The sequence below is a fragment of the Micromonospora sp. NPDC049900 genome, from assembly GCF_044461025.1.
GTDB lineage: Bacteria > Actinomycetota > Actinomycetes > Mycobacteriales > Micromonosporaceae > Micromonospora.
The window spans coordinates 1-19,123 of sequence record NZ_JBITKM010000029.1; the positions used below are offsets into that span (position 1 = coordinate 1).

Annotated in this window: 19 protein-coding genes; 11 read left to right on the forward strand and 8 right to left on the reverse strand. The window is 68.6% G+C overall.

Annotated features, from left to right (window positions below; all coding sequences use genetic code 11):
• Both ACIBMZ_RS29910 and ACIBMZ_RS29915 read right to left on the reverse strand, forming a co-directional pair.
• The coding region (locus ACIBMZ_RS29910) for a tetratricopeptide repeat protein (protein WP_396699569.1) at positions 1 to 2,466 on the reverse strand (2,466 nt) is incomplete at its 3' end.
• Positions 2,463 to 2,933, reverse strand: coding sequence for a hypothetical protein (locus ACIBMZ_RS29915; protein ID WP_396699571.1), 471 nt, complete (start codon positions 2,931 to 2,933; stop codon positions 2,463 to 2,465). The genes ACIBMZ_RS29910 and ACIBMZ_RS29915, both read right to left, overlap by 4 nt.
• 205 nt (positions 2,934 to 3,138) lie before the next feature.
• On the opposite strand from ACIBMZ_RS29915, the gene ACIBMZ_RS29920 reads away from it, so the two are divergent.
• The 3 genes from ACIBMZ_RS29920 (at position 3,139) to ACIBMZ_RS29930 (ending at position 6,109) form a co-directional block, all read left to right on the forward strand.
• Positions 3,139 to 3,477 (forward strand): hypothetical protein, encoded by a 339-nt coding sequence (locus tag ACIBMZ_RS29920; protein ID WP_396699573.1) that lies wholly within the window; start codon positions 3,139 to 3,141, stop codon positions 3,475 to 3,477.
• Positions 3,478 to 4,261: 784 nt separating this feature from the next.
• A complete protein-coding gene (locus tag ACIBMZ_RS29925) occupies positions 4,262 to 4,921 on the forward strand; it encodes a hypothetical protein (RefSeq protein WP_396699575.1) in 660 nt (219 codons plus the stop codon).
• Positions 4,922 to 5,176: 255 nt separating this feature from the next.
• On the forward strand, positions 5,177 to 6,109 hold the full coding sequence (locus tag ACIBMZ_RS29930) for a DUF2637 domain-containing protein (protein ID WP_396699577.1): 933 nt from the start codon (positions 5,177 to 5,179) through the stop codon (positions 6,107 to 6,109).
• A 29-nt stretch (positions 6,110 to 6,138) separates the two neighbouring features.
• Here ACIBMZ_RS29930 and ACIBMZ_RS29935 read toward each other — a convergent pair whose 3' ends face one another.
• A complete protein-coding gene (locus tag ACIBMZ_RS29935; RefSeq protein ID WP_396699578.1) occupies positions 6,139 to 7,332 on the reverse strand; it encodes a helix-turn-helix domain-containing protein in 1,194 nt (397 codons plus the stop codon).
• Positions 7,333 to 7,672: 340 nt separating this feature from the next.
• On the opposite strand from ACIBMZ_RS29935, the gene ACIBMZ_RS29940 reads away from it, so the two are divergent.
• Genes ACIBMZ_RS29940 through ACIBMZ_RS29950 form a run of 3 tightly spaced genes read left to right on the forward strand, consistent with a single transcriptional unit; the run spans position 7,673 to position 11,140 of the window.
• Complete coding sequence (locus tag ACIBMZ_RS29940; RefSeq protein WP_396699580.1) at positions 7,673 to 8,362, forward strand: PIG-L deacetylase family protein; 690 nt, start codon at positions 7,673 to 7,675, stop codon at positions 8,360 to 8,362.
• Positions 8,359 to 9,882, forward strand: coding sequence for a hypothetical protein (locus tag ACIBMZ_RS29945; RefSeq protein ID WP_396699582.1), 1,524 nt, complete (start codon positions 8,359 to 8,361; stop codon positions 9,880 to 9,882). The genes ACIBMZ_RS29940 and ACIBMZ_RS29945 overlap by 4 nt, the downstream gene beginning before the upstream one ends.
• A 4-nt stretch (positions 9,883 to 9,886) precedes the next feature.
• Positions 9,887 to 11,140: a glycosyltransferase gene (locus ACIBMZ_RS29950; protein WP_396699584.1), complete on the forward strand. Its 1,254-nt coding sequence runs from the start codon at positions 9,887 to 9,889 to the stop codon at positions 11,138 to 11,140.
• Here the strand turns inward: ACIBMZ_RS29950 and ACIBMZ_RS29955 are convergent.
• Positions 11,130 to 12,104 (reverse strand): phosphotransferase, encoded by a 975-nt coding sequence (locus ACIBMZ_RS29955; protein ID WP_396699586.1) that lies wholly within the window; start codon positions 12,102 to 12,104, stop codon positions 11,130 to 11,132. The genes ACIBMZ_RS29950 and ACIBMZ_RS29955 overlap by 11 nt on opposite strands.
• 106 nt (positions 12,105 to 12,210) lie before the next feature.
• Between ACIBMZ_RS29955 and ACIBMZ_RS29960 the strand changes: the two genes are divergently transcribed.
• From ACIBMZ_RS29960 to ACIBMZ_RS29975, 4 genes are read left to right on the forward strand one after another with little or no spacing between them, the layout of a single operon-like run.
• On the forward strand, positions 12,211 to 12,924 hold the full coding sequence (locus ACIBMZ_RS29960; protein WP_396699588.1) for a hypothetical protein: 714 nt from the start codon (positions 12,211 to 12,213) through the stop codon (positions 12,922 to 12,924).
• A complete protein-coding gene (locus ACIBMZ_RS29965; RefSeq protein WP_396699590.1) occupies positions 12,921 to 13,814 on the forward strand; it encodes a phosphotransferase family protein in 894 nt (297 codons plus the stop codon). Before ACIBMZ_RS29960 ends, ACIBMZ_RS29965 begins: the two co-directional genes overlap by 4 nt.
• Positions 13,811 to 14,440: a methyltransferase domain-containing protein gene (locus ACIBMZ_RS29970; RefSeq protein ID WP_396699592.1), complete on the forward strand. Its 630-nt coding sequence runs from the start codon at positions 13,811 to 13,813 to the stop codon at positions 14,438 to 14,440. Before ACIBMZ_RS29965 ends, ACIBMZ_RS29970 begins: the two co-directional genes overlap by 4 nt.
• Before the next feature lie 2 nt (positions 14,441 to 14,442).
• Positions 14,443 to 15,138, forward strand: coding sequence for an HAD family hydrolase (locus ACIBMZ_RS29975; RefSeq protein WP_396699594.1), 696 nt, complete (start codon positions 14,443 to 14,445; stop codon positions 15,136 to 15,138).
• A gap of 147 nt (positions 15,139 to 15,285) precedes the next feature.
• Here the strand turns inward: ACIBMZ_RS29975 and ACIBMZ_RS29980 are convergent, their stop codons facing one another.
• Positions 15,286 to 15,594, reverse strand: coding sequence for a hypothetical protein (locus ACIBMZ_RS29980; RefSeq protein WP_396699596.1), 309 nt, complete (start codon positions 15,592 to 15,594; stop codon positions 15,286 to 15,288).
• A gap of 341 nt (positions 15,595 to 15,935) precedes the next feature.
• On the opposite strand from ACIBMZ_RS29980, the gene ACIBMZ_RS29985 reads away from it, so the two are divergent.
• Positions 15,936 to 16,244, forward strand: a complete 309-nt coding sequence (locus ACIBMZ_RS29985) for an MTH1187 family thiamine-binding protein (RefSeq protein ID WP_396699598.1) — start codon at positions 15,936 to 15,938, stop codon at positions 16,242 to 16,244.
• On the opposite strand, the gene ACIBMZ_RS29990 is transcribed toward ACIBMZ_RS29985, so the two are convergent.
• The 3 genes from ACIBMZ_RS29990 to ACIBMZ_RS30000 all read right to left on the reverse strand — a co-directional run bounded on the left by ACIBMZ_RS29990 (position 16,245) and on the right by ACIBMZ_RS30000 (position 18,826).
• Entirely contained in the window at positions 16,245 to 17,642 is a 1,398-nt protein-coding gene (locus ACIBMZ_RS29990) for a hypothetical protein (RefSeq protein WP_396699600.1), read from the reverse strand.
• Positions 17,643 to 17,760: 118 nt separating this feature from the next.
• Entirely contained in the window at positions 17,761 to 17,958 is a 198-nt protein-coding gene (locus ACIBMZ_RS29995) for a DUF397 domain-containing protein (RefSeq protein WP_396699602.1), read from the reverse strand.
• Complete coding sequence (locus tag ACIBMZ_RS30000) at positions 17,951 to 18,826, reverse strand: Scr1 family TA system antitoxin-like transcriptional regulator (protein ID WP_396699604.1); 876 nt, start codon at positions 18,824 to 18,826, stop codon at positions 17,951 to 17,953. Before ACIBMZ_RS30000 ends, ACIBMZ_RS29995 begins: the two co-directional genes overlap by 8 nt.
• Between the last annotated feature and the right edge of the window lie 297 nt (positions 18,827 to 19,123).

The window sequence follows — 19,123 nt, forward strand, 5'->3', positions numbered from 1 at the left end:
TCTGTGTCCCAGCTCCGACAGCCGGCTGCCGAGGTTGTTCAACGACATCGCGAGGTCGGGTAGGTAGGCGGCCGGGTTGGCCTGCGCCAACTGCCGACGGATCGTCACGGCCTCCTGCGAGGGTGCCAGGGCCTCCTCTCTACGTCCCAGCTCCGACAGCCGGCTGCCGAGGTTGTTCAACGACGCCGCGAGGTCGGGTAGGTAGGCGGCCGGGTTGGCCTGCGCCAACTGCCGGTACAGGTCGGCGGCTTCCTGGGAGGCTGCCAGGGCGGCCTCTCTGCGTCCCAGCTCCGATAGCCGGTTGCCGTGGTTGTGCAACGACATTGCGAGGTTGGGTAGGTAGGCGGCTGGGTTGATCTGCGCCAGCTGCCGGTACAGGTCGGCAGCTTCCCGGGAAGCTGCCAGGGCGGCCTCTCTGCGTCCCAGCTCCGATAGCCGGATGCTGATGGTGTTGAGGGACGTCGCGAGGTTGGGTAGGTAGGCGGCCGGGTTGGCCTGCACCAATTGCCGACGGATCGTTACGGCCTCCTGGGAGGGTGTCAGGGCCTCCTCTCTGCGTCCCAGCTCCGACAGCCGGTTGCTGAGGTTGTTTAACGACATCGCGAGGTCGGGTAGGTAGGCGGCCGGATTGGCCTGCGCCAACTGCCGGTACAGGTCGGCGGCTTCCTGGGAGGGTGCCAGGGCTTCCTCTCTGCGTCCCAGCTCCGACAGCATGACGCCGAGGTTACTCAACGACATCGCGAGGTCGGGTAGGTAGGCGGCCGGGTTGGCCTGCGCCAACTGCCGGTACAGGTCGGCGGCCTCCTGGTGGGGCGCCAGGGCTTGGTCGCGCAGGCCGGCGTTGGCCAGGCGCCAGGCGTGGGTGGCGTGCAGGCGGGCGTGGTCGACCGGGTCGCTGGTGGTGGCGAGGCGATGGTGAATGAGCGCGGTGGTGAGTGCGGCGCCGCCGACGTCGAGATCGACGTGCCGGGTCTGAGGGAGCAGTGCTTCGACGGCTTCTAGAACGTCGGTATCGATGTCCGGGATGGTGGCGAGGGTGGTGAGGGTGGCGCTGCCTGCGGTGATCGCGAGGTGCGGCTGGTTGCGTAGGAGCGGGTACAGGTGTGTGGGTCCGAGGTGGGGCCAGCGGGCCGCGGCGGCGGTGAGGAAGGTGACGGCGCGCGCCGTGTATGCCGGCGCGGGTGGTGACGTGGGGCTGCGTTGCCACCAGCGTCGTTTTCTGGACGGCGGTGGGGGTTTCAGCAGGTGGTCGAGCCGGGTGGGTGCCCATGCTTCGGCGGGGTGGTTGGGGCCGGGCAGGGTGTGGGCGATGAAGTCCTCGGCGAGCCGGTCCGGGTACAGCGGTTCGAGGACGGTGGCCCGGTCGCGGTCGGTGGGTGGGTAGCAGCGGGTGTGGTCGGTGATGATTCGCTCCGCTGGCAACTCCTGCTCTACCCGGCGCAGCAGCGTGATGGCCTCAGGGTGGGCCAGGGGGCCGGAGAGGGCGGCGGTGAACACGGTGCGGGCCATGACGCTGTCGGGGGTGTGGTGGTCCAGCCCGCGGGTCTGGCCCTCGTACAGCCGGCGCCAGTACGTACGTTCGCGGTCGAGTAGGTAGCGGGTCAGCTGGTCGGGTTCGGTGGCCGGCTGGTTACCGGTGGCATGGGCGTCAACGGCGACCAGCGCGGCGACGTGCACGGTAAGGGTGAGCCCAAACTCGGGACGATCCAGGCTGATGGGCGGGGCGACGGCGGCGGGGTCGGCGATTTGGTAGATGGCGGCGAAAGCGTCCCGGGCGGCGGTGAACATCGCCCACCGGCCGGCGTCGTTGTCGGTGGCCAACGGGTCCAGATACTGCTCGGAGCTGCTGGCCCGCACACGGTGGTCTTCCAGGGTGGCGCGTAGTGCCGGCCACGCCGCGGTGCCGCGGGCCAGCAGCAGCACCCGCGCTGGCTTCTCGTGCTGGTGCAGCAGCGAGTTACGCAGCAGCCAGATCAGGGCGGACAGGGGCCACCGGTCGGCGTAATCGACGATCAGCAGCACTCCCCGGTGCCCGTCCAGGCGCAGATCCTGGCTGCCCGGCAACGGCCCGACCGTGCCGACGTCGGGCACAGCCATGACCGCCTTCCAACCGTCGACGGTAGCGTGGGCGGCGACGTGGTCGGCCAGGCGGGTCTTGCCCTGCCCGCCCGGAGCGTGCAGCCACCGCACCGCCAGCCGGGGCTCCGACTCGCGCCATGCGTGCAGTTCGTCGCGCTCGCGGTCACGGCCGGTGAACGCGACCACACCGGTACGGGCGTTGAGCATCCGAGACGGCAGCTCCCGCAACCACGCCCGCTCCAGTGCCTGTGGAGGGCGGTGTTCCTCCAACAGATACAGCGGCGTGCCATCGCCAAAGACATGCAGATCCGCGCCGATCACCCCATAAGCAGTGCCGGCAACCGCCGTGACGTTCTGGTAGATCTCGACACCCGGCGCAATGTTCACCGCAGCGACCCGTCACCATCCGCCCGGTTGCCCGGGTCCGTAGCCAGGTTCGAATGGTTGATGATGTTGCCGAACGTCACCCCTTGGGCGGTGGCGTGGGGCGCGGAAGCGGTGATGTTCTGTACCCACTGCTGCTGCGGGGCGGGCAGCCGCGCCAGCAACTCGTCACGCAAGACCTGGAGGGCCTCAGCCGCGGACGGGTCTTCCTCGATCAGATCGACCAGGCGGGTCTGCCAGGCCGACAGTAACCGGCGGCGTACCTCGTCACGCTCCGCCGGAGGCGCCTGTTCCACCTCGGCGGCCAGGGCGTCCAGCCGTCGTTCGGCGACGGCTTCACCTTTGCGGTCGCCACGGCCGAGCAGCCGGGTGAACCCTGCTCGGGCCAGCTGCCACACATCCGTCGCGGCCGCCTGCACCAACACCAACGCGCCGGTCGTACCCAGCTGCGCCAGCCAGCCCAGATCCACGTCATCCTCCCCAGCCACACAACGACGCATCGTGATGTACCGAGTGCGATCGGATAGCGCAACTCCTATGACCGGCATATGACAGAGCGGCCAGACAACACCCGGGACAGGAGGCTGCATCAGGCATCCGCCGGGCACCGGTGAACCGGTCCCGAGCCCGCCGAAGCAGTCCCACACCGCGGCCGGCAGATCGGCAGCCCACTCGATGATCCCGGCGACCCGACTGGACCTCGCGGCGGCGTTCACCGCTCACGCCGCGGCGGTGTTGCCGGCCGAGCCGGAGCTGGTGACGGTGCTGGGCATCGACGAGGTCCGCCGCGACAACCCCGCTGAAGCTTCGACGAGGTCACCGCGTCGTGGACCACGACCGTCAACCGCTGGCACGTCGGGTTTTGCGATCTGGTCGGCGGGCAGGGGCTGGCTCTCGCTCTTCGGCAGGCTGCGGGCGGTACAGTCCGCAGCCGCGTGGCTTCGTGGGGCCGAGGTCGGCGAGGACGGATCCGATCTCGGATCGCCGGTTAGGCAGAAGCGGGTGCGACAGTGACCTTGGATAGCGGACCGCCTGCGTCCGTCCCACAAGCTCCGCCAGCAACTCCGGGTTGGCGCTTCCACGTGGGCGCCACCGACTCCCGACAACGCCGCCGGCTGTGGTGGGCGATGACGCATCTGTCGATCCGAGCTGAGGTCAGATTTGGATGGCGTGGGGCGCTGGGACGGACATGCGTGACGGCAGCGGCGTCCTTGGAGTGGCTGAGTGGGTGTCAGGAGGCTCGGCTGCGGTCGCCGTGTCCCTACCGCTGCTTATGGGAACCGCCATGGTCGTTCTGGGCCTTCCCGCCGGCGTCGCGGTCGCCTCCCTCATCCGCTGGTGGCGCCTATTCTCGCCGCGATCCCAGTGGATCGCGCACTGGTGCGAAGGACCAGCGGGGCGGTTCGCGGTGAGGATGACTCGCCCGCGGCCGGCTCGCGCCGGTCGCCCATTGCTCTGGCCGGGCCGAGACTTCTTCGCGCGTGGCGGGGCTGGACGGCCGCTTCTCGTCTGGCTCCAGCAACTCGCCGTTGCTCAGCAGGCGACGTTGATCATCACCACGGCATCGGCGCCGCTGATCAGCTACTACCAGGAGGCTGGCTTCGGCCTCGTCCGCCGCCGTCTTGGCGTTGCCAGGTTGCACTATCCGACCGGCGACAAGAGGACGACAGCACCATAGTGGGTGTGTCCGCCGCATCCCGCTGAGGTTGTCCCACTCGACCGCCGTCCGGAGCCAGCCGCGTCAACGTCGCTTCCGCCCTTCAAGTTGAATATGGTGCCGAGGCGGGAGGAGCAGTGAGTGGAGATCAGGACCATCAGTGGGCGACGGGCAACCAACCGCCGTGGTGCGGCCGAGTACCTGAACATTCCGCTGAATACGGTCCGGATGAAGTCCAGCCCCGGGCAGCGTGGCCAGACTGGCTGGCCTGAGCCTCTTGCCGAGCGGTTGGACGATCAGGACTGGTTCGCTCTGGATGAGCTGGACGCGTACCGGAAGAGGTCCGAGCCGGCTCTTCCTTCGCCTCCGCAGGTCGATGATCCGGAGCGCGTGATCGGCGTGTCGGACTTCGCCCGCCTGAGGGGCGTAGCGCTAGAGACCGTCAAGACATATGTCAAGCTCAGTCTGGACGACTGGCTGGCCGGACGCCCTGGGTATCTGCCTCGCCCGCTCTCCCTACAGGCGCCCTATCAATGGCATATGGGTGATGCCGTCGCCTGGAGCTTCCCGGCCACACGTCGGACGAGCAGCGGCCGACCTCCGGGCCGGCGTCCAACAACCGCAGACCTTCGCCGTGTCCTAGCAGCAACAGCCAAGGGACAGCCGGAACCTACCGCCCGCCAACTCGCCGCACTGCTGTCGGCGGAGTTCGACCCTCCAGTCAGCCTGCAAACGGTGTATCGCCTCGTGAAGCGGATGCGCCAGGAGAACGATGCCGCTGCCGGCCACTCCGGCGAGTAGCCAGCAACCACCTCCGATGTCCCTGGCGCTCGGTCTTGGCGCCCTCACGAGCTGCGACGACAGGGGTGGTAACGCCTCCTGGGCAGAATCATGAGCGGGCACGTGACGAGCGCGCCGGACGATGCTCCTGAACCAACGGCGGAGGCAGCCCATCGCTGCGCGGTCCTATCCGCGTAGCGCCAGGGACCTTGCAGCAACCCGAACGGGGGCATCATTATATAGTTAGGTATGGCCCGACAGCGGAAGGACGAAGACGTGCCCCTCAAGCAACTCAAGGCCATTCGCTGGGCCGTACGCGCCACCCTCGCCCTCGGCGTGATCGCCTCCACCATCGCCAACATCCTGCACGCCGACCCGCACCCGATCAGCCAAGCGATCGCGGCCTGGCCACCCCTGGCGCTCCTACTCACGATCGAACTGATCTCCCGCGTCCCGGTACACCGCCGCGCTCTGGCTGCTATCAGGCTGGTTACGACGGCGATCATCGCGGGAATCGCAGCGTGGGTCTCGTACTGGCACATGGTCGCCGTCGTCGCACGCTACGGCGAAACCGGAGCGGGCCCGTACCTCATACCCCTCACTGTCGACGGACTCGTGATCGTCGCCTCAGTGTGCTTGGTGGAATTGGGCGGCCGAATCCAGGCAGCATCCGTGACTTTGCCTCAAGCCACAGAAGCGCCCAGTCAATCTGGACGCGCTTCTGGTACTGCATGCGGCGGCGACCAACCTACGCCGGTACCGGTCGCCTCCACTGCTACACCCGCCGCTTCCACGAGGGGTGAGCCCACTGGGTCGCACGAGGTAGCCACCGCGAAGCAGGAGCACAGGCCCGGACGTATTCCGCAGCCGACAAAGCCACGGCGCCCCGCGTCTCCGAAAATGCCTGACGCTTCCCATGGAGAACTTGGCGGCGGGACCCGTGAGATCAAGGTGCCACAGACCGCCGAGGCTTGCGCCCGGTGGGTCGGTTGTTGGATCAGCATGCGTAAGGACGGGCTGGGCACCGGCCCAATCAGCCTCGGCTTCGAGGACGAGGCCAGGAGGCGCTACGGCTGGGGCGTCAAACAGATTCGCGACGTGCGTCACGCCGCGACCAGTGGTCGTCTGCGCGAGCAGGCAAGCCTGCTCGGCGTCGCCCTCCCGCCTGAGTACGTTGACGAGCAAGGCGAACTGATGATTGCCCGTTGACCGTTCCGCCGCCTGGCGACGCCAGCGTCCTACGTCATCAGCAAGTGCCGCGAGAGCTCATCCAGCTCCGGCTTTCGACCGGCAGGGATGCGCGTGGTTAGCTCGGCCGTGAGGTCGCGGGCAAGTCGGTGGTATCGGATCCACTCGGGGGTCAGCCGCCGTGTCTTGTGCAGGGTTTCGGTTGCTGGGACGTCTTGACCGAGTTCGGTTTGCGCCTGTGCCAGGGCAAGGAGATACCGCGATTCCCAGGTGACTGGCACGCGGCTACGCGTGGCTTCCACCTCGGCGGAGAGGCGGACGGCGGTGTCGAAGTCGCCGAGTTCGGTGGCGTTGATGACCGCGCTTTGCGCGACCAGACGGGGTCCAAACACGCTCCATCGGTCGACTCGGTCTTGGCCGAGGCGTACGGCTGCGGTACGCGCGAAGGCGAGTAGGTCGGTGGCGGTGTCGGCGCGGTCATCGCGGGCCGCGGCTCCGGCGGCGTTGATCAGGAGGCCGCCCCACACGGTGAGTTGTGCTGGGGTGGCGCGGGTCATTCGGGGTTCGTGGGTTTCGGCTGCCCGGGTGGCGGCAGTGAGGCTTTCTCGGAATCGGCCTTGCCTGCGGAGGATCCATGCGGCCCAGTACACGGCAGATGCCTTGGTGACTTCGTCGGCGCAGTGTTCGGATGCCACGACGGCGCGTTCGGTACTGAGCCAGGCGAGGTCTTCGTGTCCGAGCATGACAGTGACACCGGCGGCAAGCTCGAAGACGGTCGCGAGGAGCGAGAAGGCGTGTTCCTGGTCAATGCCGGTGGATTCTCTGCTGGCGTGGCGGGCTTCGGCAATGAGGCCGGGCAGAAGCCGGCCGAGGATGCTGTACTCGCCGCGCTGCCAGATGTGCCAGGCGCTGTCGACCGAGGTCGCCAGTCGCGTGAGGTCGATGTCTGCGTCGCTCTCCGCGAGCCCGCCGAGCTGGTCGACGGTGGAGCTGGTGATCGCTTCGCGGATTGCGGGGATGCCACGGTCGGGCTCGGGCGCGAAGGTGGTTCGCGGCGCGATGATCACGGACAGTTCGGCGCCGAGGGCGCTTGCGATCTTCGTCAGTGTGTTGAGGCGTGCGGAGTGGCGGACGCCTTGCTCGAGGCGCCGGATCACGTCGACAGAGATCCCGGCCCGTTCGGCAAGCTGGTCTTGGGTCAGGTGCACGGCACTTCGTAGCCGGGCGATCTGTTCACCAATCACGATGATCCTCCCGCTTGACCGTCTCCTTGCACCGTACGCGCCCACAACGGACCACGGGACCGCGCGAGGCGACTTCTTCGATGAATAGCACCAATCTCGACTTCGGCTATGCCGTCTCGGCATAGCCGGTACGGCAGGGGCGCAAGCCGGTGTGCCACAACGGCCTAGTCGAGCGGGTCACGCAGCGTGGCCTATGACCCTCCGGCACTTCACGTTAAGCCACCCTCTAGGCACTCTGGGTTGCATCGAAACTGTCCGAACTCTCCGCAAGATCGCCGGTGGACGCCGACGGCTCGGAGTACAGGCGGACAGCCTTCATCCCTCGTGCAAGGGAGTCGTCATGCGAGTTCTGGCTATTGCACCGCACCCCAACGACGAAACCATCGGGCCCGGCGGGTCCATCGCCCTGCACACCGGCGCCGGGCACCAGGTGACGATCGGGCACCTGACCAACGGCGAGCGCGGCAGCCGGACCGTCACCGCCAACGAGCTGAGCCGCACCCGGCAGGCCGAGGCTGTTCGCGCCGCTGCTGTCCTGGGCGTGCCTGAGACGCAGGTGCGTTTCCTCGGCCTGCCTGACGGCGGAATCAATCCCCACGACACCGGCCAGTTCACCGCGGTGACCCGGTTACTGCGGCAGGTCTGCCCGGACCTGCTCTACCTGCCCCACCCTCACGATGGGGCGTTCGACCACGAGGCCGCGTTCGCCTTGTGCTGGCGAGCCGCTGGCATGGCCGGTAGCAGCAACTTCGGCGACTGCGGTCCGCCGTATTGGGTGCCGACAGTTCTCGGGTACGAGGTGTGGCAGCCCATCACCTCCCCTGCCTACCTGTGCGACATCACCACCGTGGTCGACCTCAAGGTCACCGCGCTGGAGTGCTACGTCAGCCAATCGCCCGCCGTCAAGGGCGCCGGCCAGTCAAGCCAAGTCGGGCCGGGTGGTGCATTGCTGTCCGCTTGGCGGGGCGTCACCACCACCGGCGGACACCGGGAGGCGTTCGCTGTCCTGCGGCTCGGAGCCCTGCTGTGACCGCGCGCCGCACCGCCGCCGCCCTCTGCTGGGCCGCCACCGCCGCCGTCGCCGTCCGTGGCATCACCGGCACCAGTCAGGTCGCCGCCTCGCTGCGCTGGCTACGACGGCACCGGCCGGCAGCCGACGCCACGGCCGCAGGCGAGGCCGCCCGTGGGCGGCATGTGCTACTGATCCTGCCGATGCTGCGCGAGCAAACCGTGATCGCGCCGACGGTGGACTACTTCACTGCCCTCGCACAGTCCTGGGGGCCGGCGACCGTTGTGCTGGCCACCACCGAGCGCGAACACCACGACCGGCACGAGGCCGCCGGCCGGCTCGGGGAGTTGGCCGCCGCACTGCGGCGGCGGCGCACCGTGGCGTACCTGTCCCGCCGGTTCGCTGGAGTTCTGCCCGCCGACCTGCTCGGGCAGCTCGCCGAGGCGTCGGGCGATCCGACGATCGATTACCGCAGCCGGGTCGAGGCCGCGTTCCAGGAGCTGCCGTCCACACCGGAGCTGGCAGCGAAATTCGCCGCCGACAGCGATGGCCTGGTGCGGCACCATCATCACCCCGACGCGGGCGCGGTGATGGTCCACCAGATCAATCACGCCGTCGGCGCCGAACTGCGGCGCCTCGCCTGCGCTGGGGTGGCACCGGAGACGATGTGGATCGGCGTCTACAACGCCGACTCTCGCCCCCACCCCGGCACCCTCGCGGCGCTGGCTGCTGCACCACCCGCCGCCCGGGCGGTGCAGCAGTCCGCCCTGCACACTCTCGCCCTCGGCGGCGGCAGTGGCCTCGGTGGTGCGGTGTCCGATGGGGCGGCACTGTTGCAGTCGCGGTGGAGCCTTGCCCGCGAGGTTCCCCGCCTGCGTGCCCAGGCCGCTCAGGCCCAACGACGGTCGGCCCGGTGGCCTCGGCTCGGGCACTGCACCGGCCACGGCCTGTTCGTCCGCGGCGACCTCTGGCACGACGTCAACGGCCTGCCGACCGCGACGATGAACGAAGACCTCGCGTTCGGCTACCAGCTCTCCGCCGCCCGGGAACCCATCCATGTCCTGCCCCTGCTGGAAGTCGCCGACTCCCCCACGACCGTCGCCGCTCTGGTCCGCCAGCACCGGCAGTGGTTCTTCTCCTACCCGCAATACCCCGCCGCCGCGCGCCTCGCGGCATCCGCACAGCGAAGCGACAGCCGCACCCGAGCTTGGCTGACCGCGCAGGGCATAGCCCGGGGCGCGTTGTGGCTGGGACAGTCCCCGGCCATCGCCGCCACCCTCCTACTGCCCGCCATCGCCCGCCGCCACCAACTCGCTGCGGCATCGGCGACCGCCGCCCTGTCCACCTACCTCCTTGCACCCGCCGTCCTGCTGGCCCGATCCGGTGAGCCCGGTGCACCGCGCCGGTTCGGTACCCGGGAAGTCGCCGGACTTCTCGCCGCGTCGCTGGTCTCCAGCGCCGGCCCGTGGCGGTGCCTCCACGATCTGGCCCGTGCCGCCATGGGCGGTGACCATCTCGTTCACGACAAGACCGAACGGTGACACGATGAGCATCCCTGCCCTGGCCGCCGATGCCGCGTTCACCGCCGCCCTGCACCGGGTGCCCGCCCACAGCGTCTCGGCGGTGCTAGCCACCTACAACCGATGCCCGTTCGACCCCGCCGTTCGGCTGCGCGACAACCCGCTCACCTGGGCCCTCGACACGCTGCGCGGGCAGGCCGGCGACGTCCTGGCAGAGATCGTCGTCGTCGACGACGGATCCACCGACTACACCCCCGACGTCCTCGACGTCTACCAGGCAGCTTTCGGCGTCCCGGTACGGGCCATCCGGCTGGCCGCGCACGCTGGCGCCCACGCCGCGCGTAACACGGCGGTCGCGGCGGCAGGCTGCCGGTGGCTGCTGTTCGGCGACGACGACTGCGTCTTCACCCCGTACGCCGCCGCCGGTGCCGCGCACACCATGCACATCCTGCATGAGCAGGACCCGGCCAGCGGGGCGGTGATGCTGCCCTTCTACTACCGGGCGCTGCGCCCGCACCAATGCCACCCGCAGGCACAGATCGGCCGCCTCGACCCCGCCCGAGCCCGGTTCAGCACGCACTTCCACACCTGGCCGACCGAGTACGGCAGCAACCCGCCACGGCTCGACTCCCCGGCCGGGATCGTCGCGCCGCTGCCGGTCGAGCTGATCGGTGGCACCGCGCTGCTCGACGCCGACGCGCTACGCCGCATCGGCGGGTTCGTGGACCTGTCGAGCTGGGCCAGCTCGTACTCCGACCACCTGCACCTGTCCGCCGACCTGACCGACACCGGCACGCGGCTGTGGCACTGCCCCGACCCCCGCCTCAGCGCCGCTCACCTCAAGTGGGGAGCCATCGGCCGCTACCCAATGCACCCCGAGGACCTGACCACACCGCTGCCAATCCTCGACCGGCCGCTCGCCGACCTCGTCACGCTGGCCGCCGAACCCCGCGCCGACACCGGCTGCCGCGTACCGGAGCACCTGTTCCACGAGGAGATGATCGGCAGCTTCTTCGCGTTCTTCGCCGGCCGCAGCCTGCCCGGCGCGAGCACCTGGGCGGCACGCTGCTGGCACGACTTCGTCACCCACGGCCAGGTGTACTCCGCGGCCGTCGCCGAGACACCACCGCCCGAGCAGCGAGTGGCCGCCTGGCGGACCGGGCTGGCGCGGGGCGCCCGCGCCGCCGCCATCGGCCCGACCGCACGTACCGCCGCCGAGCTGGCGACGGTGCTCGACCGCGTATGCGCTGACGTGGGGCAGCCCCCGATCAGCCCGTGAACGCCGCCGCGACCTGCGGGCGATGCGCGGTCCACCAGCCCAACAGCGCCTCAGCCGACCGGAACAAGTGATCACAGGAGGTGTCGGCGTGCTCGTAGCGGCGACGCAACTGCCACGTGTCGCACACCCGCTCCCACCACAGCCGGTGTACCGCATCCGTCAGTGCCTCATCCGCCACCTTCCGCCGCGACCGGTAGCCGGCGGCGAACGCCTGCACCCTCGCCAGATCCAGCCCCCGCTCGTCGCCGAAGCCGAACAGCAGCGTCGCCGAGCGCACGACCTCCGCCGCCAGCGGACGTGGCTTGAGGCGATCCCAGTCCAGGACCGCGCTCACATCGCCGTCGGCGTAGAGCACGTTGAGGTGCTGGAAGTCCCCGTGCACCCAGCCGCACGGGCCGACATCGACATCGTCGTCCGGGCGCAGGTGCCCGACCTGCGCCAGCAGGTGCCGGCGCACCCGCAACCGGTCCAGCACGAACTCGTCCATCCCGTCTCGGACTGGTCGAGCCGCCGCTGCCGCTGTGTAGCGGTCGATCTTGTCCTTGGTCGTGGCCGGCTCGGTGACCGGCTCCCGCATCGTCTCCGGCACTATCGGCATCACCTGCGCCAGGTCGGCGTGCAGATCAGCCAGCACAGCGCCCAGCGCCGCTGCCTCGGGCACCGACAGGTCCAGGCCCTCGCGGTGCGCTCCCCGGGCCCACGGCGCCGCCGCGTAAATGTGTCCGGCCTGCTCCAGCAGGGTGTCACCATCCGCCGTGGCCAGCGGTGCCGGGACGGGCCGGCCGCGCTCCGCCAGCGCCCGCGTCGCGGCGTGCTGACGGCGGGCGGCGGTCGCGTCGATGTCGAGGATCTGCTTGACCGCGAACACCCCGCGAGCGGTCCACACCTGCCAGTTGCGGTTCATCAGACCCGCGGCGATCACCTCGACGTTCTCGACCGGGCCGAGCCCGAACGCCGCAGCCACGGCATCGAGCGCCCCAGCATCACGAGTCTCACTGGCCACACCAGCCTCTTCTGTCACCACGGTCTATTCCTACCGCCCCTCAAAACCCGGATCCGGGAGGCACGCCGTGACAACCCCCACCCCCACTCGCCCACACGAGACCGCGCCCGTAATCGTCGCTGTCGAGGGGCTCTGCTACTCGGGAAAGAGCACCCTCGTCCGCCACCTGGCCCCCCGAACCGACGCGATCATCGCCCCCGAATACACCGACCTCGTCCCGCTGCCGCCATGGCCACCCACCGACCACACCCAGGTCAGCGCTGCGCTGCGGCAGTTCCTCGACCTCGAACGACACCGCGCCAGCCAGGTCCGCACGAGGATAGCCACCCGCACCCACGCGACCGCCAGCCGGCGCGGCCATGTCGTCCTGCTGGACCGCAGCCCGCTGACGCTGATCGCGCACGAGTACGGCATGCAGGCCCTCGGCGTCCCCGCCGACCCGAGCGGCGCTGCCACCCTCTACGCCGACGCCGCAGCCACCGGACAGATCCTCACACCGACCGCCTACCTCTACCTGAGCATCCCCGACCCCGTCACCGACATCCGCCGCACCGCCCGCGGACCCGTCGCCAGCCACCTCGACGACCCCGCCGCACGCGCCCGCATCGACCAGACCTGCCGCACCTGGCTGCGACTGCTCCCACCCCGACGGCAGCTCACCCTCGACGGCACCATGCCGCCCTCACTGCTCGCCACGGCCGCCGCCGCGTTCATCCGCAGCCTCGCCGGGCCACCCGTCCCCTCATGGCGGCTCCTGCCAGAGGCGGGAGTACCAGCATGAGCGGCATCGCCCTCGCCGAGCACCTCCAGACCGCCTGCCCCGGCTTCACACCCACCGGCGCTCCGATCCGCACCGGCACCTCGCTCCTGCAACGCGGCCTCCTGCACGGACAGCAGGTCATCGCCAAGCAGCCGACCGACCCCCGCCCGTGGTGGCACGACCGATGCCGCCACGAAATCGGCATCTACCAGACCTTCCGGAGAATTGGGGGTCCACCCGTTCCGGTCGCGGACCTCGTCGCGGCTGACCCGCACCTGCCGCTGCTCGTCGTGACCGCACTGCCCGGCACCCCACTACACCCGGACCGCTACCCCCCGGCCGGCAGCGTCAGCGTCGCGACCACCCGACGCATGCTCACCGCACTCACCGCACTGCACCAATGGCGGCCCACCTCCCCGGCAGCCATCCCCGACGACACCGACTATCCCGCCCAACTCGCACCGTTCGCTGGCGATGTCCTCGACGTTGCCGACGCGCGCCTGCTCACCGACCTGGCCACCCGCACCCACACACCAATCGAAGTGAGCCACGGTGACGCGCACCTGGGCAACACCCTCGCCACCGCCGACCGCTTCGCACTGCTCGACCTGGAGTTCACCGCCTGGCGACCCGCCGGCTACGACCACGCCAAGCTGTTCATCTTCCTCGCCGACAACCCCGCCGCCCGCCGCACCGTCCTGCACGACATCACCGCCCCATCCGGCGCTCACGTCGGGCTCTGGATCGCGGTGGCCCTCGTCGCCTGTCGTGAACTTGCCTCGCATCATCGGCACGCAGATCTGCCGGACCGAGACCGGCGCATCCACCAGCTCACCAACGACCTTCAGCAAGCCCTCACCCATGCCCGCCACCTGCACACCCAACTCCCGGCCCCAGGCGGCACCTGGTGACCCTGCCTCTCCAGCCGCTGTCGGACTGCTACGGCTACGAGCGAGGAACACCCGTCGACCGCATCTACATCGACCTCTTCCTCACCCACCACCGCGAGCTGGTCCACGGCGACGCAGCCGAAATCAAAGACGACACCTACGTACGCCGATACGGCGCTGACCGACTCACCTCCACCACCATCATCGACATCGACCCCACCAACATCCGCGCCACCCTCCAGGCTGACCTCACCGTCCCCGGCAGTCTCCCAGCCGTCGCCTTCGACTGCCTCATCCTCACCCAGACCCTGCAACTGCTGCCCGACCCGGCCGCCGCACTCAGTACCTGTCACTCCGCGCTACGCCCCGGTGGCACCCTCCTGCTCACCGTCCCGTGCCTCGCCCGGATCAGCCCCAGCGGTGGCCCCGCCGACCGCTGGCGATTCACCCCCGCCGGCCTGCGCCACCTACTCACCCCCTGGCCCGGCCCCACCCAGGTCACCGGCTACGGCAACCTGCGCACCTGCCTCGCCGCCCTCCTCGGCGAAGCCGCCGAAGAACTCACCGAAACCGAACGTGCGCACCACGACCCCCGTTTCCCACTCCTCGCCGCCGCCACCGCCCACCGAGCCGCAGAGGGAGCATGACCATGACCGACACCTTGCCGCGCAGGGCACGCCCTCTGCCCACCGGCCCCGTGATCTTCGACTGCGACGGCACCCTCGTCGCCACCGAGGGAGTCTGGGACGGCGCCTACGCCACCCTCTTCGCCCGCCACAACGCAACCCTCAGCCGCCCGGACCGACACCGCCTGCTCGGTCTCACCCTCACCGGCCTCGGCCAGGAACTCGGCCGCCTCCTCCACCAACCCGAGCGACACCACCAACTCGCCACCGAAGTCCTCGATCTCGTCACCACCAACCTCGGCCGCGGAGTACCCCCCATGCCGGGCGCGGTCGAACTCGTCACCACCCTCGCCCGATCCCGCCCCATCGGCGTCGCGTCGAACACCCTGCACGACGCGGTCGTCGAGTACCTCACCGCGATCGGAATCATCGACCTGGTCGACGTCGTCGTCGGTAGCGACGACGTCCCCGCGCCCAAGCCCGCCCCGGACGTCTACCTCGCCGCGTGCCACCGCCTCCAGGCCGACCCACACAACGCGATCGCGGTCGAAGACTCCGCCGCCGGAGCACTCGCCGCCCACACCGCCGGCCTCTACGTCATCGGCGTACCGTCACAGCCGGACCTGCTCCTACCCGCCGCTGACGTCGCCTACCCGAGCCTGAACGATCCTCGACTGCGGCACCTGTTACAACCGCCGCCCCGACGTCTAACCGCATGACCTGCCCCAGAAGGCCGCGTGACGCGACTCATGCTCACCCGGCACGCCCAAGCCCACTGCAACATCCCCGGAATCGTCGTTCTCCCAAGATCGGTCTTGGCGAGCTGAACTGCCGCTTCGACCACGACGGCTGCGGTGGGCCGCTTCCTACGTGGGGTCGTGCCGTGGGCAGTCCGCTAGTCGACCGTGGCCGGCGGGGGCGGTGGGAGACCACACCGGCAGCGCCCACCTGCTCTCCGCAACCCGGGCGGCAAGGACGGCCTGCTCCGCTCCGGACTCGCCCCAGCCCAGCAGGAGCGGCACGTCGACCACGGGCACCAGGCGGCGGCCGAGCAGACGGCCACCATCCGAGTCCGGCCGGCGGGCGTCGAACCCGACGATCCGCGCCACCATACGCAGGTACGCGCCGTCGCCCGCAAGCTCGTGCCCGAGGAGCACCAGATCGACCAGACGCACCTGCGACTCCTCCGCCGCCTCCCGGTGCAAAGTCGCCGCTGCGTCGACATCGACCAACTCGGGGCTGCCCCCGGGAAGGTTGTGGCCGTCCGGGGTGTCCTACACGAGCACACGCCCGTGGTCATCGAACAGCCAGCCGCAGACCTGCACCACGACGGCATCCGGCGCCGGCCGGTCAGCGACCCACCGGAACAGGAGTGCGATGGGCATGGCAGGAGGTTACGCGGCGACTCCACGCGCACCGGGAACGCCGCGCCGCACGATCTTGGCCAGGCTTGTGGGCACCGACCACAGATAGGCTGGGCGCCCTGGATCCACTGAATCTTGGGAGGCCGTTCGCTATGTCCGCTCTTGTTGCATTTTCTGTCACTCCGCTCGGTGTCGGCGAGGACGTTGGCGAGATCGTCGCAGAGGCCGTTCGAGTGGTCCGGGCATCAGGTCTGCCGAATCAAACCAATGCGATGTTCACCCTCGTTGAGGGCGACACTCTGGACGAGGTGCTAGACGTAGTGAGGAAGGCGGTGGAGGCGGTGGCATCGCGGGCACCGCGAGTCAGCACCGTCATCAAGGTCGATTACCGCCCCGCCGCTGAAAACGCGCTAGCGGAGAAGGTCCAGGCAGTCGAGCGGTACCTTGCACCCGGTCGCTGATCATCCGACGCCATCCTTCCCCTTAAGGCCGGCGCGACCCTGGCGCCCAAGGTCATCAAGTAGCTCAAAACACGATCGCACGGCCGGCAGCGTCCGCGCCTTGTCCGCAGCCCTGTCGATGGCCTCGGTTGCGGTAGCCGTAAATATCGAGGCTTGATGCCCGCTTGGCAGTGCCCGGAGGGCGCTGCTGACCACTTCTGCACCATGCTCCGGCTCGGCGAGCGCGAAGAGGGCGGCAGCCGTGTCGAGTTTGATAATCGTTCTGTCGCCCACGACGTCCTCGGGATAGAGTTCCAGCGCCTGCTGGTGCGCAACCCCGGCCGAACGGTATTCGTGAATCCTAGTGAGAATCCGACCTTCATAGAACAATCTGCGTCGCAGTGATAGGCCGAACGCCGTTTCGCTGCGAACGTCCCCGCTCGCGGCGTCGTAATTCCGGATAGCGTCTGATAACGCATCTTGGGCGCGCTCTCGGTTGCCTTGCGACGCCCACGCGAGAGCTTCGAGCATCGGCGCCAGCGGAGTGGCCAGGCATTTGCTGCCGCCCGCCAGCGCTCGTGCGCGCTGAGCTAGGCGGACAGCCTCGGCCGGGTTCCCGTGGTAGAGGGGCATCATTGCCGATAAAGCGCAAACATCAGCGCGCAGCCCGGGATCTCCGGCCCGGTCTGCGGCCGTCATCGCGGTCGCGTACCAGGCGCGAGCGGCGTAGACGTTGCCCACCACGTTCATCTCGTCTGCGGTGAGCACGGCGAGTTTTGCGAGCACCGTGTGCAGTTCCCGGGTCCGTGACATGCCAGGTAGCTGAACCACGTTCAGGGTGTCGAGCAGATCCAAGCCAATTCGTGACACCATTTCCAGCGGCGGAACGGTCAGTATGTCCCGGGCATGGATGCCGACAGCATCTTGCAGCCTGCTTACCTTACCCGCAAATGTTGTGTCCTTGTCGAGAAATTCCTCGACCCCGCGTCGAACCTGGTCAGTGGCCGTCAAAATTGCCCCGATATCGCCGCCTGCCTTCATCACCCCTTGGTGAAGTACGTGCTCTGCGGGCTTGGCTCCCAGCGCGTTCGCGCCAATTTCCGGCGCCCGGTCCGGGCGGTCGATGTAGAAACCGAGTTCGGTGTCGGTGGCTCCGAAAAACTCACGGAGCGCGGCCCGGTAATCAGCGTTGGGCCACGCTGGCTCGCCCAACTCAAGACCACCGATGTAGGACGCGTTAAAGCCCGCCCACCCGCGCCTCTGCTTCTGCCTTTCGTATATGCGTTCGAGGATCCGGTTGCAGGCGTCGGCAAGCTCTTCTCGGGACAACGGACGGCCCGATCCCGACGGCGACACTCTGCCGAGCCGCATCGCAATCAGCTTTTCGTTCGGTTTCCGTTCCTTCTTCTGTTTGGTCATCCCATCCCGCCGCACCATTCCGTCCCCACCAGCGCCGCACCCGCGCCCGCGAACGAACTTGGACGATTCAGGCCATTCTTTCGACGTTTGGCCCACTCTACACTTTATCGCGAGATCGTCATTTGCTCGGCTTGCACATCCGGATGTCGTTCACAAATCTTGTCCAGGCGTCACAGTCAAAGGCCAGGATCCCACCAGTAGGGTCTTTCGAGTCACGGACACCGACGACCCGGTCGGCCACGGCTACCTCGACGCAGTTGTCACCACCGCTGCTGCGGGTCGACTTTCGCCAGTAACTGAACGTGCTGTCATGCATCTCCGTACTCCTTCCGGCTTTCCTCCGCCGCAGCGGCGAGGAAATCGAGGCTGTCGGCTGGCGACAGCGCAGCACGCCTAATCTTCTCGTAGAGGTCAAGGTATCGGCGGACGTCCGCTTCTTGGGTTAGGACGAGGTCGTCGGTGGCGGTGTCGACGGCCACCACGATCGGGTCGTGGGGGTCCGGGTACCGGTAGGTGCTGAACGCGGAGCGGGGCACTGCGTGCTGAGGGATCCGCGCCGCAACTGGCAGGACGTGGATTGTCAGCGCGTCGCGGCAATGGCCTTCGTGGACCAGGTGGTCGAGCTGGTCGGCGACGATGTCTGGTGGTGCTGCGAGCCTACGGATTGCGAGTTCGTCGATGACAACCTCGTAGGACGGACCGCCTGGTCGATCCAGGTTCCGCTGTCGGCGGGCTCGGGCGTCGAGAGACCAGGCAGGGTTGAAGTCGCTGCCGTCCTGTGGGTCCAGCCGGATTCTGGCCTCGGTGTACGGCGGGATCTGGAGTAGTCCGGGCAGGAACGCCATGTGGTACTCGTTGATGACGCTCGCCCCGGCTTCCAGATTCGCATACAGGGCTTGCCGGGTGCCCATCCCATCGGCGGACTTGGCCCACCACCCGCGCTCCTGGGCATCTTGCGCGATTGCCAGCAGTTGGCTGCTGCGGGGTTCCCGCACGCCGAACAGAACCAGTATCTGCCTGAATTCATCGAGATCAGGTGCGACGTGGCCGTTCTCCAGGCGGCTGATGCGCTGCCTCGGTACCCCGATCTCCGCTGCGAGCCGGGCTGCTGTGTAGCCGTACTGCTCACGAAGTTCATGGAGTTCGGCGGCGAGACGACGGCGGCGCACCAGTGGACTGATCATGACAACACCTCCAGGCATGACCCATCCGACGGCGCTTGTGTCCCGTCGGTGGCGCAGAGCGTAACCCCATGAACTGGCGTAGTAACTGGCCAAGCCGCACCCATGCACGGCTCCCATGCTGGTCACGGCTGGTTCTGGCACTAGAACCCGCGTTGGATCCAGGATCAGAACGGCATTCCCAGCCTCGGGGACTGTCCGTGAAGGTGGACGCACAACAAGCGATGCGTCGATCCGAGGTCCCTGCCGCCGATCGACATAGGCCCGTCTGGGCAAGCAGCGATCGGGTGGGTATGGCGA